The organism is Bradyrhizobium sp. KBS0727 (assembly GCF_005937885.2).
GTDB lineage: Bacteria > Pseudomonadota > Alphaproteobacteria > Rhizobiales > Xanthobacteraceae > Bradyrhizobium.
The window spans coordinates 285,323-302,336 of the sequence record NZ_CP042176.1; the positions used below are offsets into that span (position 1 = coordinate 285,323).

Here is a 17,014-nt window from a genome sequence, read left to right on the forward strand (position 1 = left end):
CTTCGCTTCGCTCGCAATGACGAGGAGAGTCAGTCGATTTTCCGCGCCTCTTCCGGCAGCATGATCGGGATGCCGTCGCGGATCGGATAGGCAAGCTTGGCCGAGCGCGAGATCAGCTCCTGCCGCGTCGAATCGAATTCCAGCGGTCCCTTGGTCACCGGGCAGACCAGGATCTCAAGCAGTTTTGGATCGACGGTGCTGTCGAGGCGTTCGGGCGAGGCGCTCATGATGGTCTCCGGCTAGGCCTGATCCCTTAGCATATCTGGCGGCGCGATGTCATGACGCGTGCCGTCGCACTTCATGACACGGCCATCCGCAGCAATTCCTCGATCACAGCCTGCTGGCGCGCCTTCGGCAAGGGCTGCTCCGACAACGCATAGCCGACAAACGTCCAATAGAGAATTTGGGCGCGGGCCCGCGCGATCTCGGCGGACAATCCGGCCTGCTTCAACAGCACCTCGATATAGCCGATGCGCCTGATGTCGATGGCCTGCACCGCGGCGCGCGCATCGGCGTCCACGGTGGCCCAGGTGCGGACCGCATTCTCCAGCGCCGGCCGGCTGGAAAACGCCGCGCGCAACAGCACCGACAGCGCGTCGCGGTCCCTGGGCGTCGCCTCAAGCCCGGCGATGACCTGCTCGGTCGCGACATCGCTCCAGTGTTTGAGGATGGCGGCGTGGAACGCACCGATATCGGCGAAATGCCAATAGAAGCTGCCGCGCGACACCCCCATCGCCTTCGCCAGCGGCTCGGCCTTGAGTGCCGTGAAGCCGTTTTTGGTGAGGGTTGCGAGGCCCTGGTCGAGCCAGTCCTTCGCGGAGAGTTGATCGGTCATGCGGGTTCCTGCGACATTCCACCATACACTACTGTATTGACAGCCGCCAGCGCCGGGCTATATTCCATACAGTACTGTATGGAGGGCCGTCAGATGCGCGATATCATCCTGCAATGCGCCGGCGTTGCCGCAATTCTGGTCGCCGTCATCCACGGCGTGCTCGGCGAAACCAAGGTGTTCGCGCGCGCCAAAATCGAGCCGGAGCACCTGCGCACGCTGATCCGACTGGTGTGGCAGGCCGGCACGGTGGCCTGGATCGGCGGTGGCGTGCTGCTGTTGGCGGCGCCTTCGCTGGGATCGGAGAGCGCGCGGCACTGGATCGTCGTCACCACCGTCGCGGTCTACGCGTTCGCGGTCGCCGCCAATGCCTGGTGGTCGCGCGGCCGTGGCTTCGGCTGGAAGGCGCTCGGTGTGGTCGTCGCGCTCGCGGTGGCCGGCTACTAGGCGATCGATCTCTCACGCCTCGTCGGCCGCCGGTGAAAGGAGAGCACCCATGGAACAGCGAATCCAGATCAGCATCGAAGCCGGTGTGGCCGACGTTCGCCTGAACCGGCCGGACAAGATGAACGCGCTCGATCCGGCCATGTTCAGCGCCATTGCCGACGTCGGCGCACGGCTCAAGGACGATCCGAGCGTGCGCGCCGTGGTGTTGTCCGGGACGGGGCGCGCCTTCTGCGCCGGTCTCGATGTCGCGCGGATGATGGCAGCGACCCGCGGCGAGTCGATCCTGCCGTTCGCCGATCTCACAAGGCGCACGCACGGCGTCGCCAATTTTGCCCAGCATATCGTCTGGCTGTGGCGAAAACTTCCGGTGCCGGTCATCGCCGCGGTTCATGGTGCCGCCATCGGCGGCGGCTTCCAGCTCGCGCTCGGCGCCGACCTGCGTTACGTCGCGCCGGGCACGCGTCTGGCCGTGATCGAGACCAGATGGGGCCTGGTGCCGGACATGGCGGGAACCCAGTTGATGCGGCATCTGGCGCGCGACGATGTGGTGCGCGAGCTCACCTTCACCGGCCGGATCTTCTCCGCCGAAGAGGCCCTCGCCTACGGTTTCGCCACGCGCGTGACGCCGGATCCGTTGGCCGCCGCCATGGACACCGCCCGAGAAATCGCGGCCCACAGCCCCGACGCGATCCGCGCCGCCAAGCGGTTGCTCAACCTCGCCGCCGAATGCAGTCCCCATGCCGGCCTCGCGGCCGAGACCGCCGAGCAGGGCGCTCTGCTCGGCCGGCCGAACCATGTCGAGGCGGTCATGGCCAATCTCGAGCAGCGCGCACCGGTCTGGAGCACCGCATGACGGGCGAACGGACATCGAAAACGCTTTAGCCAGGGAGCCTTCAAGATGACTATTGTTCTCGTTACCGGGGGCACCGGCCATTTGGGACAGGACCTCGTGCCCACGCTGCTGCGGCAAGGCAACCGGGTTCGCGTGCTGGCGCGGTCACCCCGGCGCGACGGCGATGTCGAATGGGCGGTCGGAGATCTTGCGACCGGGCAGGGCCTGCAAGCCGCGCTTAGGGGCGTGCACACCGTGATCAACGCGGCGACGTTCTCGCCGATCGTGCGGCGCGGCGGCATCAGGCCGGTGGATTTCCTCAAATCCCCGTCCGATGTCGATGTGGAAGGTACCGAGCGCCTGCTCGCGCTATCCCGCGACGAAGGCATTCAGCATTTTCTCCACGTCTCGATCGTCGGCCTCGACGAGGCGTCGCTGCCCTATGCCCGCGTCAAGCTCCGCGGCGAGCAACGGGTTTGCGAGTCGTCCCTGCCGTGGTCGGTGGTGCGCGCGATGCCGTTCTATTATCTGCTCGAGCGAATGCTGGCCGGTCTCGCCTGGTTGCCGGTGTGGCCGGTGCCGAAAACGTCATTCAATCCGGTCGATACGTCAGATGTCGCCGACTATCTGGCAACCTGCGCGCGCGAAGGGCCGCGCGGCGTGCGGGCCGAGATTGGCGGTCCCGAAGATCTCTCCTGCACCGAATTTGCCCGTCAGTACCAGCGCGCACGCGGCTTGCAGCGTCCGATCCTGCCGCTGCCGCTGTCGGAGACGTCAGCGCGCGGCATGGGCTTCGTCGTCAGCCAGGGCGTGCGCGGAAAGTTGCGCTGGGCGGAATGGCTGCAGCGGCAGATCCCGGGAATCAGTGCCGCCGCATAAAGCCGCCGACGCGATTACTGCAGCCCGGTGTCGCCGCTGGTGCGCTTCTTGGCGAGGTCCATTTCGGTCACCGCGATCAGGATTTCCGCGCGCGTCTTCAGGTCGGCGGCTTCCAGCATCGCCTGCTTCTCCGCCGGCCCATAGGGCGACATCATGGCCAGCGCGTTGACCAGCGCTTCGTTCGGAGCGCTCTCGATGCCTTCCCAATCCACCTTCAGATTGTTGGCCTTGAGAAAATCCGTCAGCACATCGAGCAACGCCGTGCGGTCGACCTCTTCTTCGCCCTTGCGCGCGACGAAATCGTCGACGTAGGAAAAGAAATCCACCTTGCATTGCCGGTACGCGGTCAGCACGGTGAGTTCCTCGACCACCTTGAAGCGCGAGATGCCGGTCAGTTCGAGGATGTAGCGACCGTCGCCGGATTCGGCGAGCTGGGTGATGCGTCCGACGCAGCCGACGCGAAACAGCACGGGATGGGCCTCGTCCCTGCTGTGCGAAATATCCGGCTGGATCATCCCGATCAGCCGGTGGCCGTCGCGCAGGGAATCGTCGACCATCGCCAGATAGCGCGGCTCGAAGATGTTGAGCGGCATCTGGCCGCGCGGCAGCAGCAGCGCGCCGGGCAACGGGAACACCGGAATGGTCTCGGGAAGCTCGCCGGGTCCGCGGTATTCGGCATTGATCGGCATCTGCGGTCCCAGGGTTCGTGCGTTACAGGGTTGCGCGTATTCTGATCACAAAACCGCTGCCCACTTTTGTGGAATACGCGCGGTGTTTTTATGAAAACAGGACCGTCGACAGCCGCTTGCGTCCGTCCACGGTGGCTTCGTCGGTGCCGCCCCACGCCTCGAAGAACTGCACCAGCTGCTTGCGGGCGCCGTCCTCGTTCCATTTGCGATCGCGCCTGATGATTTCCAGCAACTGGTTGGTCGCTTCAGCGCGGTTGCCCTGGGCATTGAGCGCGGTCGCCAGATCGAATCGCGCCTGATGATCGAGCGGGTTTGCGGCGACTTTCTGTTCCAGCTCGGCCACCGGACCGACGGCCTGTGCCTGTTCGGCAAGATCGATCGACGCCTGTACCGCCTTGACGGCGGCGTCGTTGCGCTTGGAATCCGGCACCATCGCAATGGTCTGCTTGGCCTGCTCGATCGCGCCCGTCGTCACGTAGCATTTCGCCAGTCCGGCGATGGCTGCGATATTGGTCGCTTCGAGGGCCAGCACCTCGGCATAGATCTGCGCGGCGGCGGCGGCATCGCCTTCCGCCAGCACCGCTTCCGCCTCCTGCAGGATTTCCGCGATGTTCGGCTCGCCCGGCGCCGCCACGCCCTTGGTGAGCTTGTCGATGAAAGCGTTGACCTGGCTCTCCGGCTGCGCGCCCATAAAACCGTCGGCGGGCTGGCCGTTGACGAAGGCGATCACGGCCGGGATCGACTGAATGCCCATCTGGCCGGGAATGGCGGGATGCTCGTCAATGTTCATCTTGACCAGCTTCACCTTGCCCTTGGCCGCGCGAACCGCCTTTTCAATGATCGGCGTGAGCTGACGGCAGGGACCGCACCACGGCGCCCAGAAGTCGATCAGCACCGGCTGGCGCTTCGATTCCTCGATGACGTCCTTTACGAACGTCTGGGTGGTCGTCTCTTTGATCAGATCGGGTGCTGCCTGCGGCGCCGGGCCGCCGCCTTGCTCAATGATGGTCACGGTATCCTCGCCTGATGTCTCGAGAAGATGGTGAATTTGTCTGGCCGGCCGCTTCTAGCACGGCCGGAGATCAAGTTCTCGTCAGCTAGATGGCGGTTTGGTCGCAAAATTCAATCCGCGCCGGGCTCCGCGGAACGTCCGTCCGGCGCGGCGGACTGGGCCGCGATGCAGCCGATCGCGGTGGCAATCGGGCTCGATTCGTCCCCCGGCCGCCCCCAAGCCTCGATCCCGGGTTCCCGAGATCGGTAAAGGAAGTCGGTTTAGGTCCGTTTAGGCGTCGTTTCGACCCGATTCGTCCTTATTTATTAAGAAAGCCGGATTATTCGGATGTCACCGGATTGCGTTCGCACTGTTGCATTCGCGGTCTGCATTTGGCATAGGTCTGCCGTTGTCGGCGAGCGATCGTCGCCATCTCGGATGCGGGTGTAGCTCAGTGGTAGAGCACGACCTTGCCAAGGTCGGGGTCGAGGGTTCGAGCCCCTTCGCCCGCTCCAATTTACCCCCTGAAGACGGGGGTCTTACGTGGACGACGCATCAGAACGATCCGTTCCCGGGAACACCTGGGGGATACTCCTGTCCCTCGGCGGCACGTTCCAACAATCTAAAACCCAACAATCCCAAACGATGTCGCGCAGTTGCGCGCCAGACTGCCGCGCCCGCGTCGCGAGAGCTGCAAATCAAAGCGGCCTTCGCCTCTGGGTTATTTAGCGGACAAGCGACGCTCTGCTCTCCGGAAACCGCCGCACCGGACTCACTTATTTCCGGGCGTCGCCTTGCTCGGCGGCCACGAGGTCGGCGAGCAATGAAACTTCTTCAAGCCTCTGCCGTGCTGCCAGGCGGATTTGCGTGCCGGGCATGGAGTAACGCCTGGTGAGGCCCGCAGCGTCGGCTATCGCACGTAACCGCTGCGCGTCGTAACCCTCGGCGAAGAAGACCACTGTGTCTGGGGAGGCAATTGCCTCGCTTGCCGCCGTTCCGTTGCCCTGTAGAAACGGCACTTCTCCTTGCGCAAACCCATTTGGGGCGAGGGCGGCAACACTGTTGTCAACCAGCAGCCGACCGAGCATCGGACGTGCTGCGCTTAGTGCCGCCGCGGCGCGATCGGTCGCGGCCTGCTGTGCGCGGGATGGCGGGTCCCAGAACGCCTGAGGAAGCGGCAGTTGTCCGGGATCGTGTATCCCAATGCCGGGCAAGAAGCTCAACGCCAGCAATGTAACGAAACCCACGATGACCGAAGTCGGGTCGCCTGCGCTCGCAGTCCGTCGCCGCAGCGTGCCGATGAGCGGCCAAGCCAGAGCGATAAGAAACGGAAAAGCGTAGTAACTCACGAGCATGCCGGCGAGCGGACTTTTTGCCAACAGATGTACCAGCACCCAAGGAATACCGGCGGCAAACGCCAGCACCACGTAGGGGCTCCGTGCCCGCAGAGCCCAAATGCAGGCACCAAGAGAGGGATACAGGATGTATGGACGGCCAACCAGGAAGGAGAGGATACGATCTGCAATCAGCCCCGCACTTAGATGTGCGAGCGGCGGGTCACCGAGATATACCCGCGCGAATGCGGACGTCTCCGGGAATACGAGGCGCTGCATGGCCATCACGGCGATGGCGTAGAACAGCGCCGCCAGCGCGAAGGTCAATTCCGTCCGCTGCTGCCGCAACGGTACGCCATAGGCAACATTCAGCGTGACCAGTAAGCCGAGGATGGCCACATAGTGAAACCCGGCATCCTCGCGGGCAGCCAGGCCCAGGACGAAAAAGGCGACGGCAAGGCGTGGATGACCGAGCACCCGTGCCACGGCGAACAGCAGGAAGAAGGCCGCGATCAGCGTCTCGAAATGCGGGTAGCGCGCAATCGCGATCGCCAGCCCGCTGAAGGCGAAGCCTAGCGCGGCGAGAGCCGCGATCCACGGTCCGGCGCCGCGCCGCAGGCCGAAGCCCTCCACCAGTAGCCAAAACACGGCGACTGCCAGCAGCGCGTGACTGAATCCAACAAAGCCCGCGAAAAACTGTGGCATTGAAAACGGCAGACACCAGCTAAGCGCCAGGGCAGGCAGAAACAGCAGCGACACGTGCGTGCCGAAGAAGCTGCCTCCGCCAAGGCTTGCCGGTTGCGTGAGCGCAGCATTGCCGTGCCACATCAGCGATGCAAGCAGGCCGGAGTCCAGCACGAAGCTGCCGCCTTCATAAAAGTGGAACAGCACCAGGTTTGCGAATGCCACGAAGGGGATGCCGATGGCGAGTGTTGCCGCCGCAGCAATGCCCACGTATTCCCATCGAGCGGTGATGATGGACGTGCCTATGTGCGGCAAGGCGGCGGATGAGTGGCCCTCAGAATGCATGCTATCGTTTCCGCAATTTCCTGCCGCGCCCATCATGCTGCGCTATGGCTTGACGTAGATGCTCTCAAACAATCCCGCGTATTCCTCTTTCCAACCTCGCTTATCGACGAGAAACCGCCTCAGCTGTTCATGGGCCTTCACCCAGAGCACCGTATCGATCCGGTATTTCGCAAGCGCCGTGTCCCAAGCCGCCTCGTCGACCTCCAGGTCGGCGGACAGTTTGAAATAGTCACGCAATAAATCATCGGGATAGGCGGTAGCCGCCCGGCCGTCGACGAACACGGGTACGGCACCTTGCGTGAGCAAAATCAGAAGCCCACCGACGTTCCAGTTGTTCAGAAGCCGAGCATGCGAAAAATGCTCCTTGAGATAGAGGGCGTCCTGCTCTGAAATCATTTGCGGAAGTTCGAAGGCCGGTTTTGCCTGCATGAAAGTCAATGGCAGAGCGCACGCGCCGGCGATGCCGGCAGCCAGCAACGACTTCTGGACTTCGAAATCATTCAGCCGTTTGGGCAGCAGCCGATCAAGGTGAAGAGCCAGTGGAACGGTGGAGAATATGAAAAAGAAGGACAAGTATCTGAATTGATAGAGCCCCAAAAACAGAAAGAGCCAGGAAAGCAGCCGTGACTCCAGAGGAATAGGATGAGAGCCTCTGAAGCGCAGCTCAAGCCCAACAAATATCAGGATATATACCATGCCAGGAATGCTCCCCGGCATGGTGACGTTCCGATAATAAGACCACCACTCGGTGATGTAGGCTTGCACAAAGTGGCCCAACGTAGCCGTCAAGCCGTCATAGATATGCCAGCCGAGAGGATTGATAAGAATTGCAACGAGGCAACCGGCTCCCGCGAAACTGTAGATTTTGAAACTTGCCCAATCCCGTTTGAGCAAAGCGGTGCCGCCAAAAATGCCGATAATGAGGAACCCGAGCAAAAAGCCGCCATGCAGATTGGCCCAAAGGACCATCATCACAGGCAACAAAAACCATCGTGTTCTTTTCAGGCATTCTACGTAGAAGATGACGCAAAACAGCATCGTGGAAGTGTTTGGCGAAGCGCCGAGATAGACATTCGGAGCCGTGGCGAAGGAAGGGTAGATCAAACACGCGGAGAAAACGGAAATACAAACCGCAGCAGCCGAAGCGCCGCTGCTCAAGCAGACCGACGTCAGATATCCGACGATGACTGCGCCACATGCAGCGACAAAGACGACGAGACCACTCAGTTTCGTATATTGAAATATGACGCTGGCAATCACGTCCCAAAGCCAGGAGAGATTGTACCATTGCTTGTCGCCCAGGGTGAAGGACCACGGATCCTGGAAAGGGATGTTGCCTCGGTCTCGGATCAAGTCTCCGGCGGCGAGGTGCCATCCCAAATCATAGTGGCTAAGCAGGAGCGGCGCGTTCGAAACGTAGTACACACACGCGAATGAAATCAGGAAGATATAGATTCCGGCGCTTTGGAAGTAAGAACTGATCGTCTTCGGCCCGATATCAGGCTGAGAGTCGCCCCAAGCCCCCAGCGTGTCCATCGATGAGCCCCTTACGATCGAAGCGAGCCCCCGGCAGGCTCGGCATGCTTTTGGGTCCGCATGGCCGGATGCAAACCATCGTCGTTTTGAGGTGATCGATTTAAAGTTGAGTAAACGTTCGTTCCGCAATTCGATGGCTGCCCGCTGAAGAATTGTCCTGGTTAACGAATGCGGACGTGGAACCCGCGACCGTCATCGTGGTCGCATAGGGGGAGGGCCGGTAGAAAGCCAATGAAGCTCGGCACATAGCGGCTGTTTCGCCAGGCGTAGCGATGGCCTTGGCCCCAGCCGACCTTGCCAAGGTCGGGGTCGAGGGTTCGAGCCCCCTTCGCCGCTCGAGATTTTCGCGCCTTTTGGCGGCCTTGTTGTTTTTTGATCCGCAGGTGTGATCCAGCTCGCTTTTTAATCCGCTGGGAACGTGCGATGCTTCGACACCTGAGGTTGCATATCCATGCTATACCTCGGCGGAGCGTGCCATGGGCCGAAAAATCGTTCTGCTGTCCGACGGCACCGGTAATTCGGCCGCCAAGGTATGGCGCACCAACGTCTGGCGGACCTTCGAGGCGCTCGATCTCTCCGGCAACGACCAAGTCGCACTCTACGACGACGGCGTCGGCACCTCGTCGTTCAAGCCGATGGCGATCCTCGGCGGCGCGTTCGGCCTCGGGCTCCGGCGCAACGTCATCGCGCTCTACAAATTCGCCTGCCGCAACTACCGCGACGCCGATGACGAACTGTTCGGCTTCGGCTTCAGCCGCGGCGCCTTCACGATCCGGATCGTGATCGGGCTGATCGTCAGTCAGGGGCTCGTCAAGGCCGACAGCGAGGCCGAGCTCGACAGTCTGGCAAAGGCCGCCTACCGCGCCTATCGCAGGGCTCGCTACAAGCACCTGAAGCTCGAGAGGCCCTACCAGGCGATCCGCAACCTGTTTCCTCCGCATTATCCGCCGAAGGGGGTGCGCAAGGACGTCAGGATCCGGTTCGTCGGGGTCTGGGACACGGTCGCCGCCTACGGCATGCCGATCAGCGAAATGACCAGCGGCATTCACAAATACCTCTGGCCGATTGAACTTCCGGACGACCGGCGACCGCACCCCGATATCATGCGCGCCTGTCAGGCGCTGGCGCTCGACGAGGAACGGACGACGTTCCACCCCCAGCTCTGGGACGAAAGAGGCAATGAGAAAACGCTCGATCCCGAAGGGCGGCGTTTGATCAAGAATGAACGCATCAGCCAGGTCTGGTTCGCCGGCGTGCATACCAATGTCGGCGGCGGCTATCCCGACGATGCGCTGGCCTATATTCCGTTCGTCTGGATGATCACGGAAGCGCAGCGCTGCGGGCTCAGGTTCAAGTCGGACTATGCAAACCTGCCAGACAGTCCCGATTTGATGAGGGCCGATCCCGACACGTTCAAGAACGCCATTTCGAAGCGGGACAAGGACGGAAGGCTCTACGATCCGCGCAAGGGCCTCGGCGGCTATTACCGCTATGGGCCGCGCAAGCTTGTGCCCGTCTTCTATCCCGAGACGAAGAAGGAGGAGGATGACGAGATAGAGGTCGAGCACGCCAAGATTCACGAGAGTGTTTTCCGGCGCATCGAAAACCACGCGCAGGCCTACGCCCCGCTGGGCCTCCCGCCCTGTTATGACGTCGTCAAGGATAGCGGCGAGATTGTATCGCCGGATGATTTCAGGATCGCGCCCGGCCGCGAACCCTTCGAAACGCGAGAGGCTGCGGCGAAACGCGCGCTGGCGCAGGAACACGTCTGGAACTGGGTCTGGGCACGCCGCATCGCCTACTTTGCCACCGTCGGCGCGACGCTGTGGCTGGTGATGTTTCCGCTCCTGAGCAGCGCGCAAAAGGTCGATGAGCTCACCAGTCGGTTTCGCATGGTGTCCGATTTCGTCCGCTTCCTCGGCTCGTTCCTGCCGGACTTTGCCTCGACCTGGGTCGAAGGCTATGCGCGCGCGCCGGAGTGGTTCCTTGCCCTGGCCGGCCTCGTCATAGGTCTGCTTGCCCTGTCCTCGAGGATTGCGTCGCACGCCGCAAATCTGATGGCCGCGATCTGGCGAAAAACGCCGCAAGCGCCCACGGGCCTGCCGGATAATTCCGTCTATCGTCTGCGCAGCAGCCGGCTCTACATTGCGTTTCACGAGGGGCTGAAAAAGAAGATAGCGCCGGCATTTTTCGCGGTCATGTTCGTCTACCTGGCAGCCGGGCTTGCCAGCCATTTCCTTTTCGATGTGCTCGACGTTGCCGGCTATACCTGCGAAGGCAGCAAGACTCCGCTGGTTGAGCTGAAGGCGGTCGGTCAGAAGAGCGATCCGGTCGACTTCGGACCATCAGACCTTTGCGTGGCGACGGGCATCCTGCTCACGCGCGGCGCGCACTACCGCGCAACGGTCGTACCGGTCGAGCCGGTCCAGACGTGGAGCAACGGCCTCACGAAGTTCGATTTTCCTATCGGCGGGTTTCCGACCATCGCGCCGCCGCCCTGGTACATTCGACTCTATTACTCGCTGTTTCTGCCATTTCGGCGCGAATTCAACCACGACTGGTTCCGGATCGTGCTGCGCTTCGGCGAAATTGGCGGCGAAGAAACATTTTACGATCCGGACCCCACCGACCCGGTCATCGAGTTTCCATTCAGGCCCACCCGCGATGGCGAATTGTTCGTTTTCGTCAACGATGCCGTGATCGGGCTTCCGGGCCTGTATCGCGCCTTCTACCGCAACAACAGCGGCACGGCACGACTCACCATCGAACGGCTAAAGGGAAGGTAGGGCGATCAGCCGGCAACGGCTGCGATCCCGTGCTCCGGGTCTGGATGCCTCGCCCAGCGGGCACCGCATTCCCCCACGTGCAGCGAGCGTTCGCTTCGGATGAATATTGCGGTGCACACGCACGGCCGCAAAAAAGTCCCAAACGAAATCGCGGGCAAGGATATTTTCGCTCAATTTGTTTCGGTCTGACGGGGCGGCGTATCGTGCGCTTCTCACCCGTACTGGATGTGTTACCATTTTGCCGTCTGTTCCACCTCACCAGACCAAATTCGTCTCTCGAATGTCCAAAAAATAACAGGCGCAGCTATCAGGCTGCATAGGGAGTGACGCGATGAAATCGGCTTTCAATCGATCTGTTCTTGCGCTCACGGCGATCCTCGTTGTCGCGGGGGCCAGTCAGGCCAACGCGCAGCAGAAGCCGCTGAAGAAATACGAATCCGGCACCAAGGAGTTCTGGACCCATCCGCCGGACGACTGGTTCCTCGGCGACGAGACCGAAGCCCAGAAGGGCCTCGCGCCGCCATCCGGTCCGCCGACCGGCTCGTCCGACGCCGAGTTGGCGACGCTGATGAAGAAGATCAAGCTGCCCGCGGGCTTCAAGATCGAGGTCTATGCCTCGAACGTGCTGGCGGCGCGGCAGATGGCCTGGGGCGACAAGGGCACGCTGTTCGTCGGCTCGTTCGGCCTCGGCAACGTCTATGCGATCAAGGACGTCGGCGGCAAGAAAGAGGTCAAGACCATCCTCAAGGGCCTCAACATGCCCACCGGCCTCGCGTTCCGCGACGGCGCGCTCTACGTCATCGCCGTCGACAAGCTGATCAAGTACGAAAACGCCGAGGCCAATCTCGACAACCTCGGCAGCGGCAAGGTGGTGTATGACGACATGCCGTCCTACGCCGCCCATGGCTGGAAATACATCGCGGTCGACAAGGAAGGCTGGTTCTACATTCCGTTCGGACCTCCCTTCAACATCGGCATTCCGCCGACCAGCGTGTCGCAGATCCGCCGCGTCGATCCCAAGACCGGCAATGCCGAGGTCTACGCGCTCGGCGTCCGCAACAGCGTCGGCGGCGACGTCGATCCCCGCACCGGCAAATACTGGTTCACCGAGAATGCCCGCGACTGGGTCAGCGACGATCTGCCGAGCGACAAGCTCAACATGATCAACAAGATCGGCGAGCATTTCGGCTACCCCTATTGCCACCAGGGCGATTTGCCGGATCCGAAGTTCGCGATGGGTCACAAGTGCTCGGAATTCACGCCGCCGGTGCTGAATCTCGGCGCGCATGTGGCTCCGCTCGGCATGAAGTTCTATACCGGCGATCAATTCCCCGCCGAGTACAAGAACAACATCTTGATCGCCGAACATGGCTCATGGAATCGGCATAAGTACCAGGGCGCGAACATCACGCGCGTCACGGTCGGTCCGGACGGCAAGAACGCCAAGAAGGAGGTCTTTGCGTCCGGCTTCCTCGAAGGCGACCAGGGCTACCTCGGCCGTCCCGCCGATATCATCCTGGCCAAGGACGGCTCGATCCTCGTTGCCGACGACTGGGCCGGTGCGATCTACCGCATCAGCTATAGCAAGAAGTAGGGTTTTGCCGAAGAGAGGCTGCGGCTGCTCCAGCAATGGAACTCGCCGCAGCCTTTTTCATTTGAGGTGTTGGCGATCCTGGTTCGATCGTCATGCCCGGCAATGACAGCCAGAGGAGTTGCCATGCGTAAGGAATTTGCCGGAGCGATTGTCGTGGCGCTGATGGCCTGCAGCTCGCTTGGCCATGCCGCCGATATCGCCGCCGGCAAGGAGAAGGCGGAACTGTGCGCCGGTTGTCACGGCGACAACGGCATTTCGCAGACCGAGAACACTCCCTCGCTGGCGGGCCAGCTCGATCAGTTCATCCAGTGGCAACTGGTTTTCTTCCGTGCCGGCACCCGCAAGAACGAGCAGATGCAGCCGATCGTCGAACAGCTCAACAACGACGATATCCGCAACCTCGGCGCTTATTTCGCGCAGCTCGCACCGCCGAAGCCGTCCAGGCCCGACGACAATCCCGATCTGTCGAAAAAGGGCGCCCAGGCCGCCGCCGGGCGGCGCTGCGCCTCATGCCATACCGATAGTTTCGCCGGCACCAAGGCGGTGCCCCGCATTGCCGGCCAGCGCGAGGAATATCTCGTGAAGGCCTTGCGCGACTACAAGTCGGGCGTGCGGGCCGGCGGCGCCATGGCTGTCATGGCCGATGTCGCCTATCCCCTCAGCGAGGAAGAGATCGAGGCGCTGGCGCATTATCTGGCGAATCTCTAGCTGTCGTCCCGGACAAGCGAAGCGCGATCTCAGATGTGCAATTGCACATCGGGAGACCCATAACCACAGGCCTACGTTCGCGGGGACGACGAAGGATAGATAAGCGACCGGAATTACGCCCGCTGCTTCTCATAGGCCTTGAGATGCGTGTAGGCCGTGCGCAGCTTTGCCAGCGGGACCTTGGCGGCATCGCCGCGCGCGACGAGATCGCCGATCACGTGATCCGCCTCGACGGCCGCGCCCGCCTTGACGTCGCGGAACATCGACGCGGTCATCTGCGAGCCTTCTGTTGTCAGCAAGCCGCGGGTACGCTCGAAGAACGGCCCGGTCGGGGCATAGCCGGCCGCTTTCGCGATCGCGCTGGTCTCATCCAGCATGCCGAGCATGAAATCCCTGCCGCCCGGCGCGGCCAGGATATTGCCGACCGACGTGCGCATCAGGCAGGTGGAGGCCGCAAGCGTGGAGAGGAACACCCACTTCTCCCACATCTCCTGCACGATGTTCTCGCTGGCAACGGCGCCGGTGATGCCGTTGGTCATGACCTTTGCAATGGCGCGGACGCGATCCGACATCTTGCCGTCGCGTTCGCCGAAATTGAGCGACTGCATCGGCGCGAGCTGCACGACCTCGCGCTTCTCATTGAGGGTTGCTGCGATCGCACAGAGGCCGCCGAGCACGCGTTCGCGGCCGAATTTCTGGTCCAGAATGTCCAGATGCAGCATGCCGTTGAGCATCGGAATGATCGAGGTCTGCGGCCCGACCGCGGGCGCGAAGGACGCGATGGCGTCCTCGAGGTCGAAGGCCTTGCAGCTCAGCAGGATGATGTCGAATTTTTCGGTGAGTTTGTCGGCCTGCACGGTCGGCGGACTTTTCAGCGTGACGTCACCGTTCGGGCTCTTGATGACGAGGCCGGCGTTGGCAAGCTCGGAAGCGCGTTTCGGCCGCACCAGGAACGTCACGTCGTTGCCGGCCTCAAGCAGCCTGCCGCCGAAATATCCGCCGATGGCTCCGGCGCCGACCACGAGAACGCGCATGATGGGATTCCTTTTGTTGTTGTTCTTGGGGGGCGAATAGCGAGTGGCGAACAGGGAAGACCCATTCGCCATTCGCTACTCGCCATTCGCCCTTCTACCACTTCTCGCCGAACGGGCGAATCTCCAGCTCGAACGTCCAGGCGCTGCGCGGCTGCTGGTAGAGTTGCCAATAGGATGCGGCCACCGAGGCGGGCGGCATCAGCAGGTCCGGATTATCGAGCGCTTCCTTGCCCCAGAGCTGCTCGCGGCGCTCGCGCACCCAGGCGGTGTCGACGCCGGAATCGATGATCAGATGGGCGACATGGATGTTTTTCGGCCCGAGCTCGCGCGCGATCGATTGCGCCACCGCGCGAAGCCCGAATTTGGCGCTGGCAAAGGCGGCAAAGCCGCTGCCGCCGCGCAAGCTCGCGGTCGCCCCGGTGAAGAAGATATTGCCCTTGCCGTGCGGCAGCATCAGCCGCGCCGATTCACGTCCCGCCAGGAAGCCGGCCCAGCAGGCCATTTCCCAGACTTTTCGGAACACGCGGTCGGTGGTTTCCAGAATCGGGAAATTGACGTTGGCACCGACATTGAAGATGCAGACCTCGAGCGGCGCATGCTTGTCGGCGTCGTTGAGGAAGGCCGCGACCTCGTCCTCCTTCCGCGCGTCGAGCGTGCGCGCCACGATCGATCCGCCTGCCGCCTCGATCTCCTTGACCAGCGGCTCCAGCTTGGCGCCGTCGCGCCGACCGGCAAACACGGTGAATCCTTCGGCGGCGAATTTCTTGGCGATCTCGCCGCCGATGTAGTCGCCGGCGCCGATGACGGCACAGGTGGCGTTGCGTTTTTGCATTGAGGTACTCCGTTGCGGCTTCGTCATTCCGGGATGGTGCGTAAGCACCAGACCTCAGATGCGCAATTGCGCATCGGGGAATCTCGAGATTCCGGGTTCGATGCTTCGCATCGCCCCGGAATGACTACGTCACTTCCCCGAAACCATTTCCTCGACTTCGCGCAATTGCTCCTTGCCGAAGAACATTTCCTTGCCGACAAAGAACGTCGGCGAGCCGAAGGCGCCGCGTTCGACCGCGGCTTGCGTATTCTCGATCAACTTCGCCTTTACCTCCGGCTCCTGCGAACGGGCCAGCAGTCTGGCCGCGTCGAGGCCGGAGGCGGTCAGGGCCTTCACGGCGACTTCCGGGTCGTCCATTTTCTTTGGCTCGACCCACATATGATGGAACGCGGCCTCGACGTATTTTTCGAACACGCCCTCGAGCTGGGCTGCGACCGCGGCCCGCATCAGGTTCAGCGTGTTGACCGGAAAGAACGGGTTCATGGTGTAGGGCTTGACGCCAAAACGCTTGACGAAGCGCTCGGTCTCCAGCGCGTGAAATTCGCGCTTGTTCTTGATGCCGGCGAGCGTTTCCGCCGGAGACTTGTTGTTGGTCGCCTTGAAGATGCCGCCGAGCAGGATCGGGACATATTCGAATTTCACGTTCGTGCGCTTTTCGATCGCCGGGATCGCCTCGTGGCTCAGAAAGGCATTGGGGCTGCCGAAATCGAACATGAATTGCGGATTTGAGCTCACGGCGGTCTCCCTGAAGCGATTCTTATATGATCTCTATCATTCCAAGCAGCCTAGCGGCTCGGCTCGGCGGGATCAACCGGACGTGACTCAGTTTCTTGCCTCAGTTTCTTGCCTGAGTTTCTTGCCTCAGATTTCGCTCGGAAATGCCCGCTCGGCCAGTTTGGCGGCGTGGTCGCGGACATCCGTGGGCCATTCGGCGATCAATTTTTCGAAACGGCGCGGGTCGCCGGCGAACAGCGCACGGATCGCCTCCTCGTAGTGCGGCCGGTTGCCGGCCATCACGGACATGAAGCGATAGGTCGCTTCCTGACCGAGGCGGATACGATCGACGCCCTCGTTCACGCGCCGCGCCTCGTCGACCAGCCTGCGGATCGCCACCGAGGCGCCGCCCTTTTGCTGTGCCAGCCAGTCCCAATGCCGCGGCAGCAGCGTAATCTCGCGCGCGACCACGCCGAGTTTCGGCCGGCCCGGACCCCGTGGCGCAACGATCACGGCATCTTCGTCCGCCGGTGGCGTGGTGGCCGGCGGAATGCGTGCCAGGACGTCGTCGACCGAGCCGCGAAGATCGATATCGACAGGCGCGCTGGACAGGCTTTCGAAGACCAGGATCGACGTATCCTCGCGCCGGTCGAGCGCCTCCCTCGCGGCGCGCGCGACGTCGTGAAGAGTTCCCGATCCGATGCGGTGGTCTCCGTCAAAGGCGATATAGGCGGCGTCAGGCGCGGGAGTCATAGGGTTCCTCAGGTTTAAGGTATA

Annotated in this window: 16 protein-coding genes and 2 tRNA genes; 8 read left to right on the forward strand and 10 right to left on the reverse strand. The window is 62.2% G+C overall.

Features of this window, described 5'->3' with window-relative positions; genetic code table 11:
* Positions 1-29: 29 nt before the first annotated feature.
* Both FFI89_RS01350 and FFI89_RS01355 read right to left on the reverse strand, forming a co-directional pair.
* Entirely contained in the window at positions 30-227 is a 198-nt protein-coding gene (locus FFI89_RS01350) for a Trm112 family protein (RefSeq protein WP_138832197.1), read from the reverse strand.
* A 71-nt stretch (positions 228-298) separates the two neighbouring features.
* Positions 299-835, reverse strand: coding sequence for a TetR/AcrR family transcriptional regulator (locus tag FFI89_RS01355; protein WP_138832199.1), 537 nt, complete (start codon positions 833-835; stop codon positions 299-301).
* A gap of 93 nt (positions 836-928) precedes the next feature.
* On the opposite strand from FFI89_RS01355, the gene FFI89_RS01360 reads away from it, so the two are divergent.
* From FFI89_RS01360 to FFI89_RS01370, 3 genes are read left to right on the forward strand one after another with little or no spacing between them, the layout of a single operon-like run.
* Entirely contained in the window at positions 929-1,279 is a 351-nt protein-coding gene (locus FFI89_RS01360) for a hypothetical protein (RefSeq protein WP_138832200.1), read from the forward strand.
* 49 nt (positions 1,280-1,328) lie between these two features.
* Positions 1,329-2,132, forward strand: a complete 804-nt coding sequence (locus FFI89_RS01365) for a crotonase/enoyl-CoA hydratase family protein (protein WP_138832201.1) — start codon at positions 1,329-1,331, stop codon at positions 2,130-2,132.
* 45 nt (positions 2,133-2,177) lie between these two features.
* Positions 2,178-2,990, forward strand: coding sequence for an SDR family oxidoreductase (locus FFI89_RS01370; protein ID WP_138832203.1), 813 nt, complete (start codon positions 2,178-2,180; stop codon positions 2,988-2,990).
* A 14-nt stretch (positions 2,991-3,004) separates the two neighbouring features.
* On the opposite strand, the gene FFI89_RS01375 is transcribed toward FFI89_RS01370, so the two are convergent.
* Positions 3,005-3,679, reverse strand: coding sequence for an LON peptidase substrate-binding domain-containing protein (locus tag FFI89_RS01375; RefSeq protein WP_138832205.1), 675 nt, complete (start codon positions 3,677-3,679; stop codon positions 3,005-3,007).
* Between the two features lie 88 nt (positions 3,680-3,767).
* Positions 3,768-4,691 (reverse strand): thioredoxin, encoded by a 924-nt coding sequence (gene trxA / locus FFI89_RS01380; protein ID WP_138832207.1) that lies wholly within the window; start codon positions 4,689-4,691, stop codon positions 3,768-3,770.
* A gap of 419 nt (positions 4,692-5,110) precedes the next feature.
* On the opposite strand from trxA, the gene FFI89_RS01385 reads away from it, so the two are divergent.
* Positions 5,111-5,185, forward strand: a tRNA-Gly gene (locus FFI89_RS01385).
* 261 nt (positions 5,186-5,446) lie between these two features.
* Here FFI89_RS01385 and FFI89_RS01390 read toward each other — a convergent pair.
* Together FFI89_RS01390 and FFI89_RS01395 are read right to left on the reverse strand one after the other, a co-directional pair.
* The gene (locus FFI89_RS01390) at positions 5,447-7,033 is read right to left on the reverse strand and encodes a hypothetical protein (RefSeq protein WP_138832209.1); all 1,587 of its coding nucleotides are present in this window, start codon (positions 7,031-7,033) and stop codon (positions 5,447-5,449) included.
* A 42-nt stretch (positions 7,034-7,075) separates the two neighbouring features.
* Positions 7,076-8,569, reverse strand: a complete 1,494-nt coding sequence (locus tag FFI89_RS01395) for a hypothetical protein (protein WP_138832211.1) — start codon at positions 8,567-8,569, stop codon at positions 7,076-7,078.
* Between the two features lie 264 nt (positions 8,570-8,833).
* Here FFI89_RS01395 and FFI89_RS34195 point away from each other — a divergent pair.
* From FFI89_RS34195 to FFI89_RS01410, 4 genes are all read left to right on the forward strand, one after another.
* Positions 8,834-8,905: transfer RNA gene (locus FFI89_RS34195), tRNA-Gly, on the forward strand.
* A gap of 140 nt (positions 8,906-9,045) precedes the next feature.
* Entirely contained in the window at positions 9,046-11,355 is a 2,310-nt protein-coding gene (locus FFI89_RS01400; RefSeq protein WP_138832213.1) for a DUF2235 domain-containing protein, read from the forward strand.
* Positions 11,356-11,686: 331 nt separating this feature from the next.
* Entirely contained in the window at positions 11,687-12,949 is a 1,263-nt protein-coding gene (locus FFI89_RS01405; RefSeq protein WP_138832215.1) for a sorbosone dehydrogenase family protein, read from the forward strand.
* A 123-nt stretch (positions 12,950-13,072) separates the two neighbouring features.
* The gene (locus tag FFI89_RS01410; RefSeq protein WP_138832217.1) at positions 13,073-13,657 is read left to right on the forward strand and encodes a cytochrome c; all 585 of its coding nucleotides are present in this window, start codon (positions 13,073-13,075) and stop codon (positions 13,655-13,657) included.
* 113 nt (positions 13,658-13,770) lie between these two features.
* Here the strand turns inward: FFI89_RS01410 and panE are convergent, their stop codons facing one another.
* The 4 genes from panE to FFI89_RS01430 form a co-directional block, all read right to left on the reverse strand.
* A complete protein-coding gene (gene panE / locus FFI89_RS01415) occupies positions 13,771-14,691 on the reverse strand; it encodes a 2-dehydropantoate 2-reductase (RefSeq protein WP_138832219.1) in 921 nt (306 codons plus the stop codon).
* Positions 14,692-14,785: 94 nt separating this feature from the next.
* The gene (locus FFI89_RS01420; RefSeq protein WP_138832221.1) at positions 14,786-15,523 is read right to left on the reverse strand and encodes an SDR family oxidoreductase; all 738 of its coding nucleotides are present in this window, start codon (positions 15,521-15,523) and stop codon (positions 14,786-14,788) included.
* Positions 15,524-15,652: 129 nt separating this feature from the next.
* The gene (locus FFI89_RS01425; RefSeq protein ID WP_138836001.1) at positions 15,653-16,237 is read right to left on the reverse strand and encodes a 2-hydroxychromene-2-carboxylate isomerase; all 585 of its coding nucleotides are present in this window, start codon (positions 16,235-16,237) and stop codon (positions 15,653-15,655) included.
* 147 nt (positions 16,238-16,384) lie between these two features.
* Positions 16,385-16,990 (reverse strand): DUF2239 family protein, encoded by a 606-nt coding sequence (locus FFI89_RS01430; RefSeq protein WP_138832223.1) that lies wholly within the window; start codon positions 16,988-16,990, stop codon positions 16,385-16,387.
* Positions 16,991-17,014: the final 24 nt, after the last annotated feature.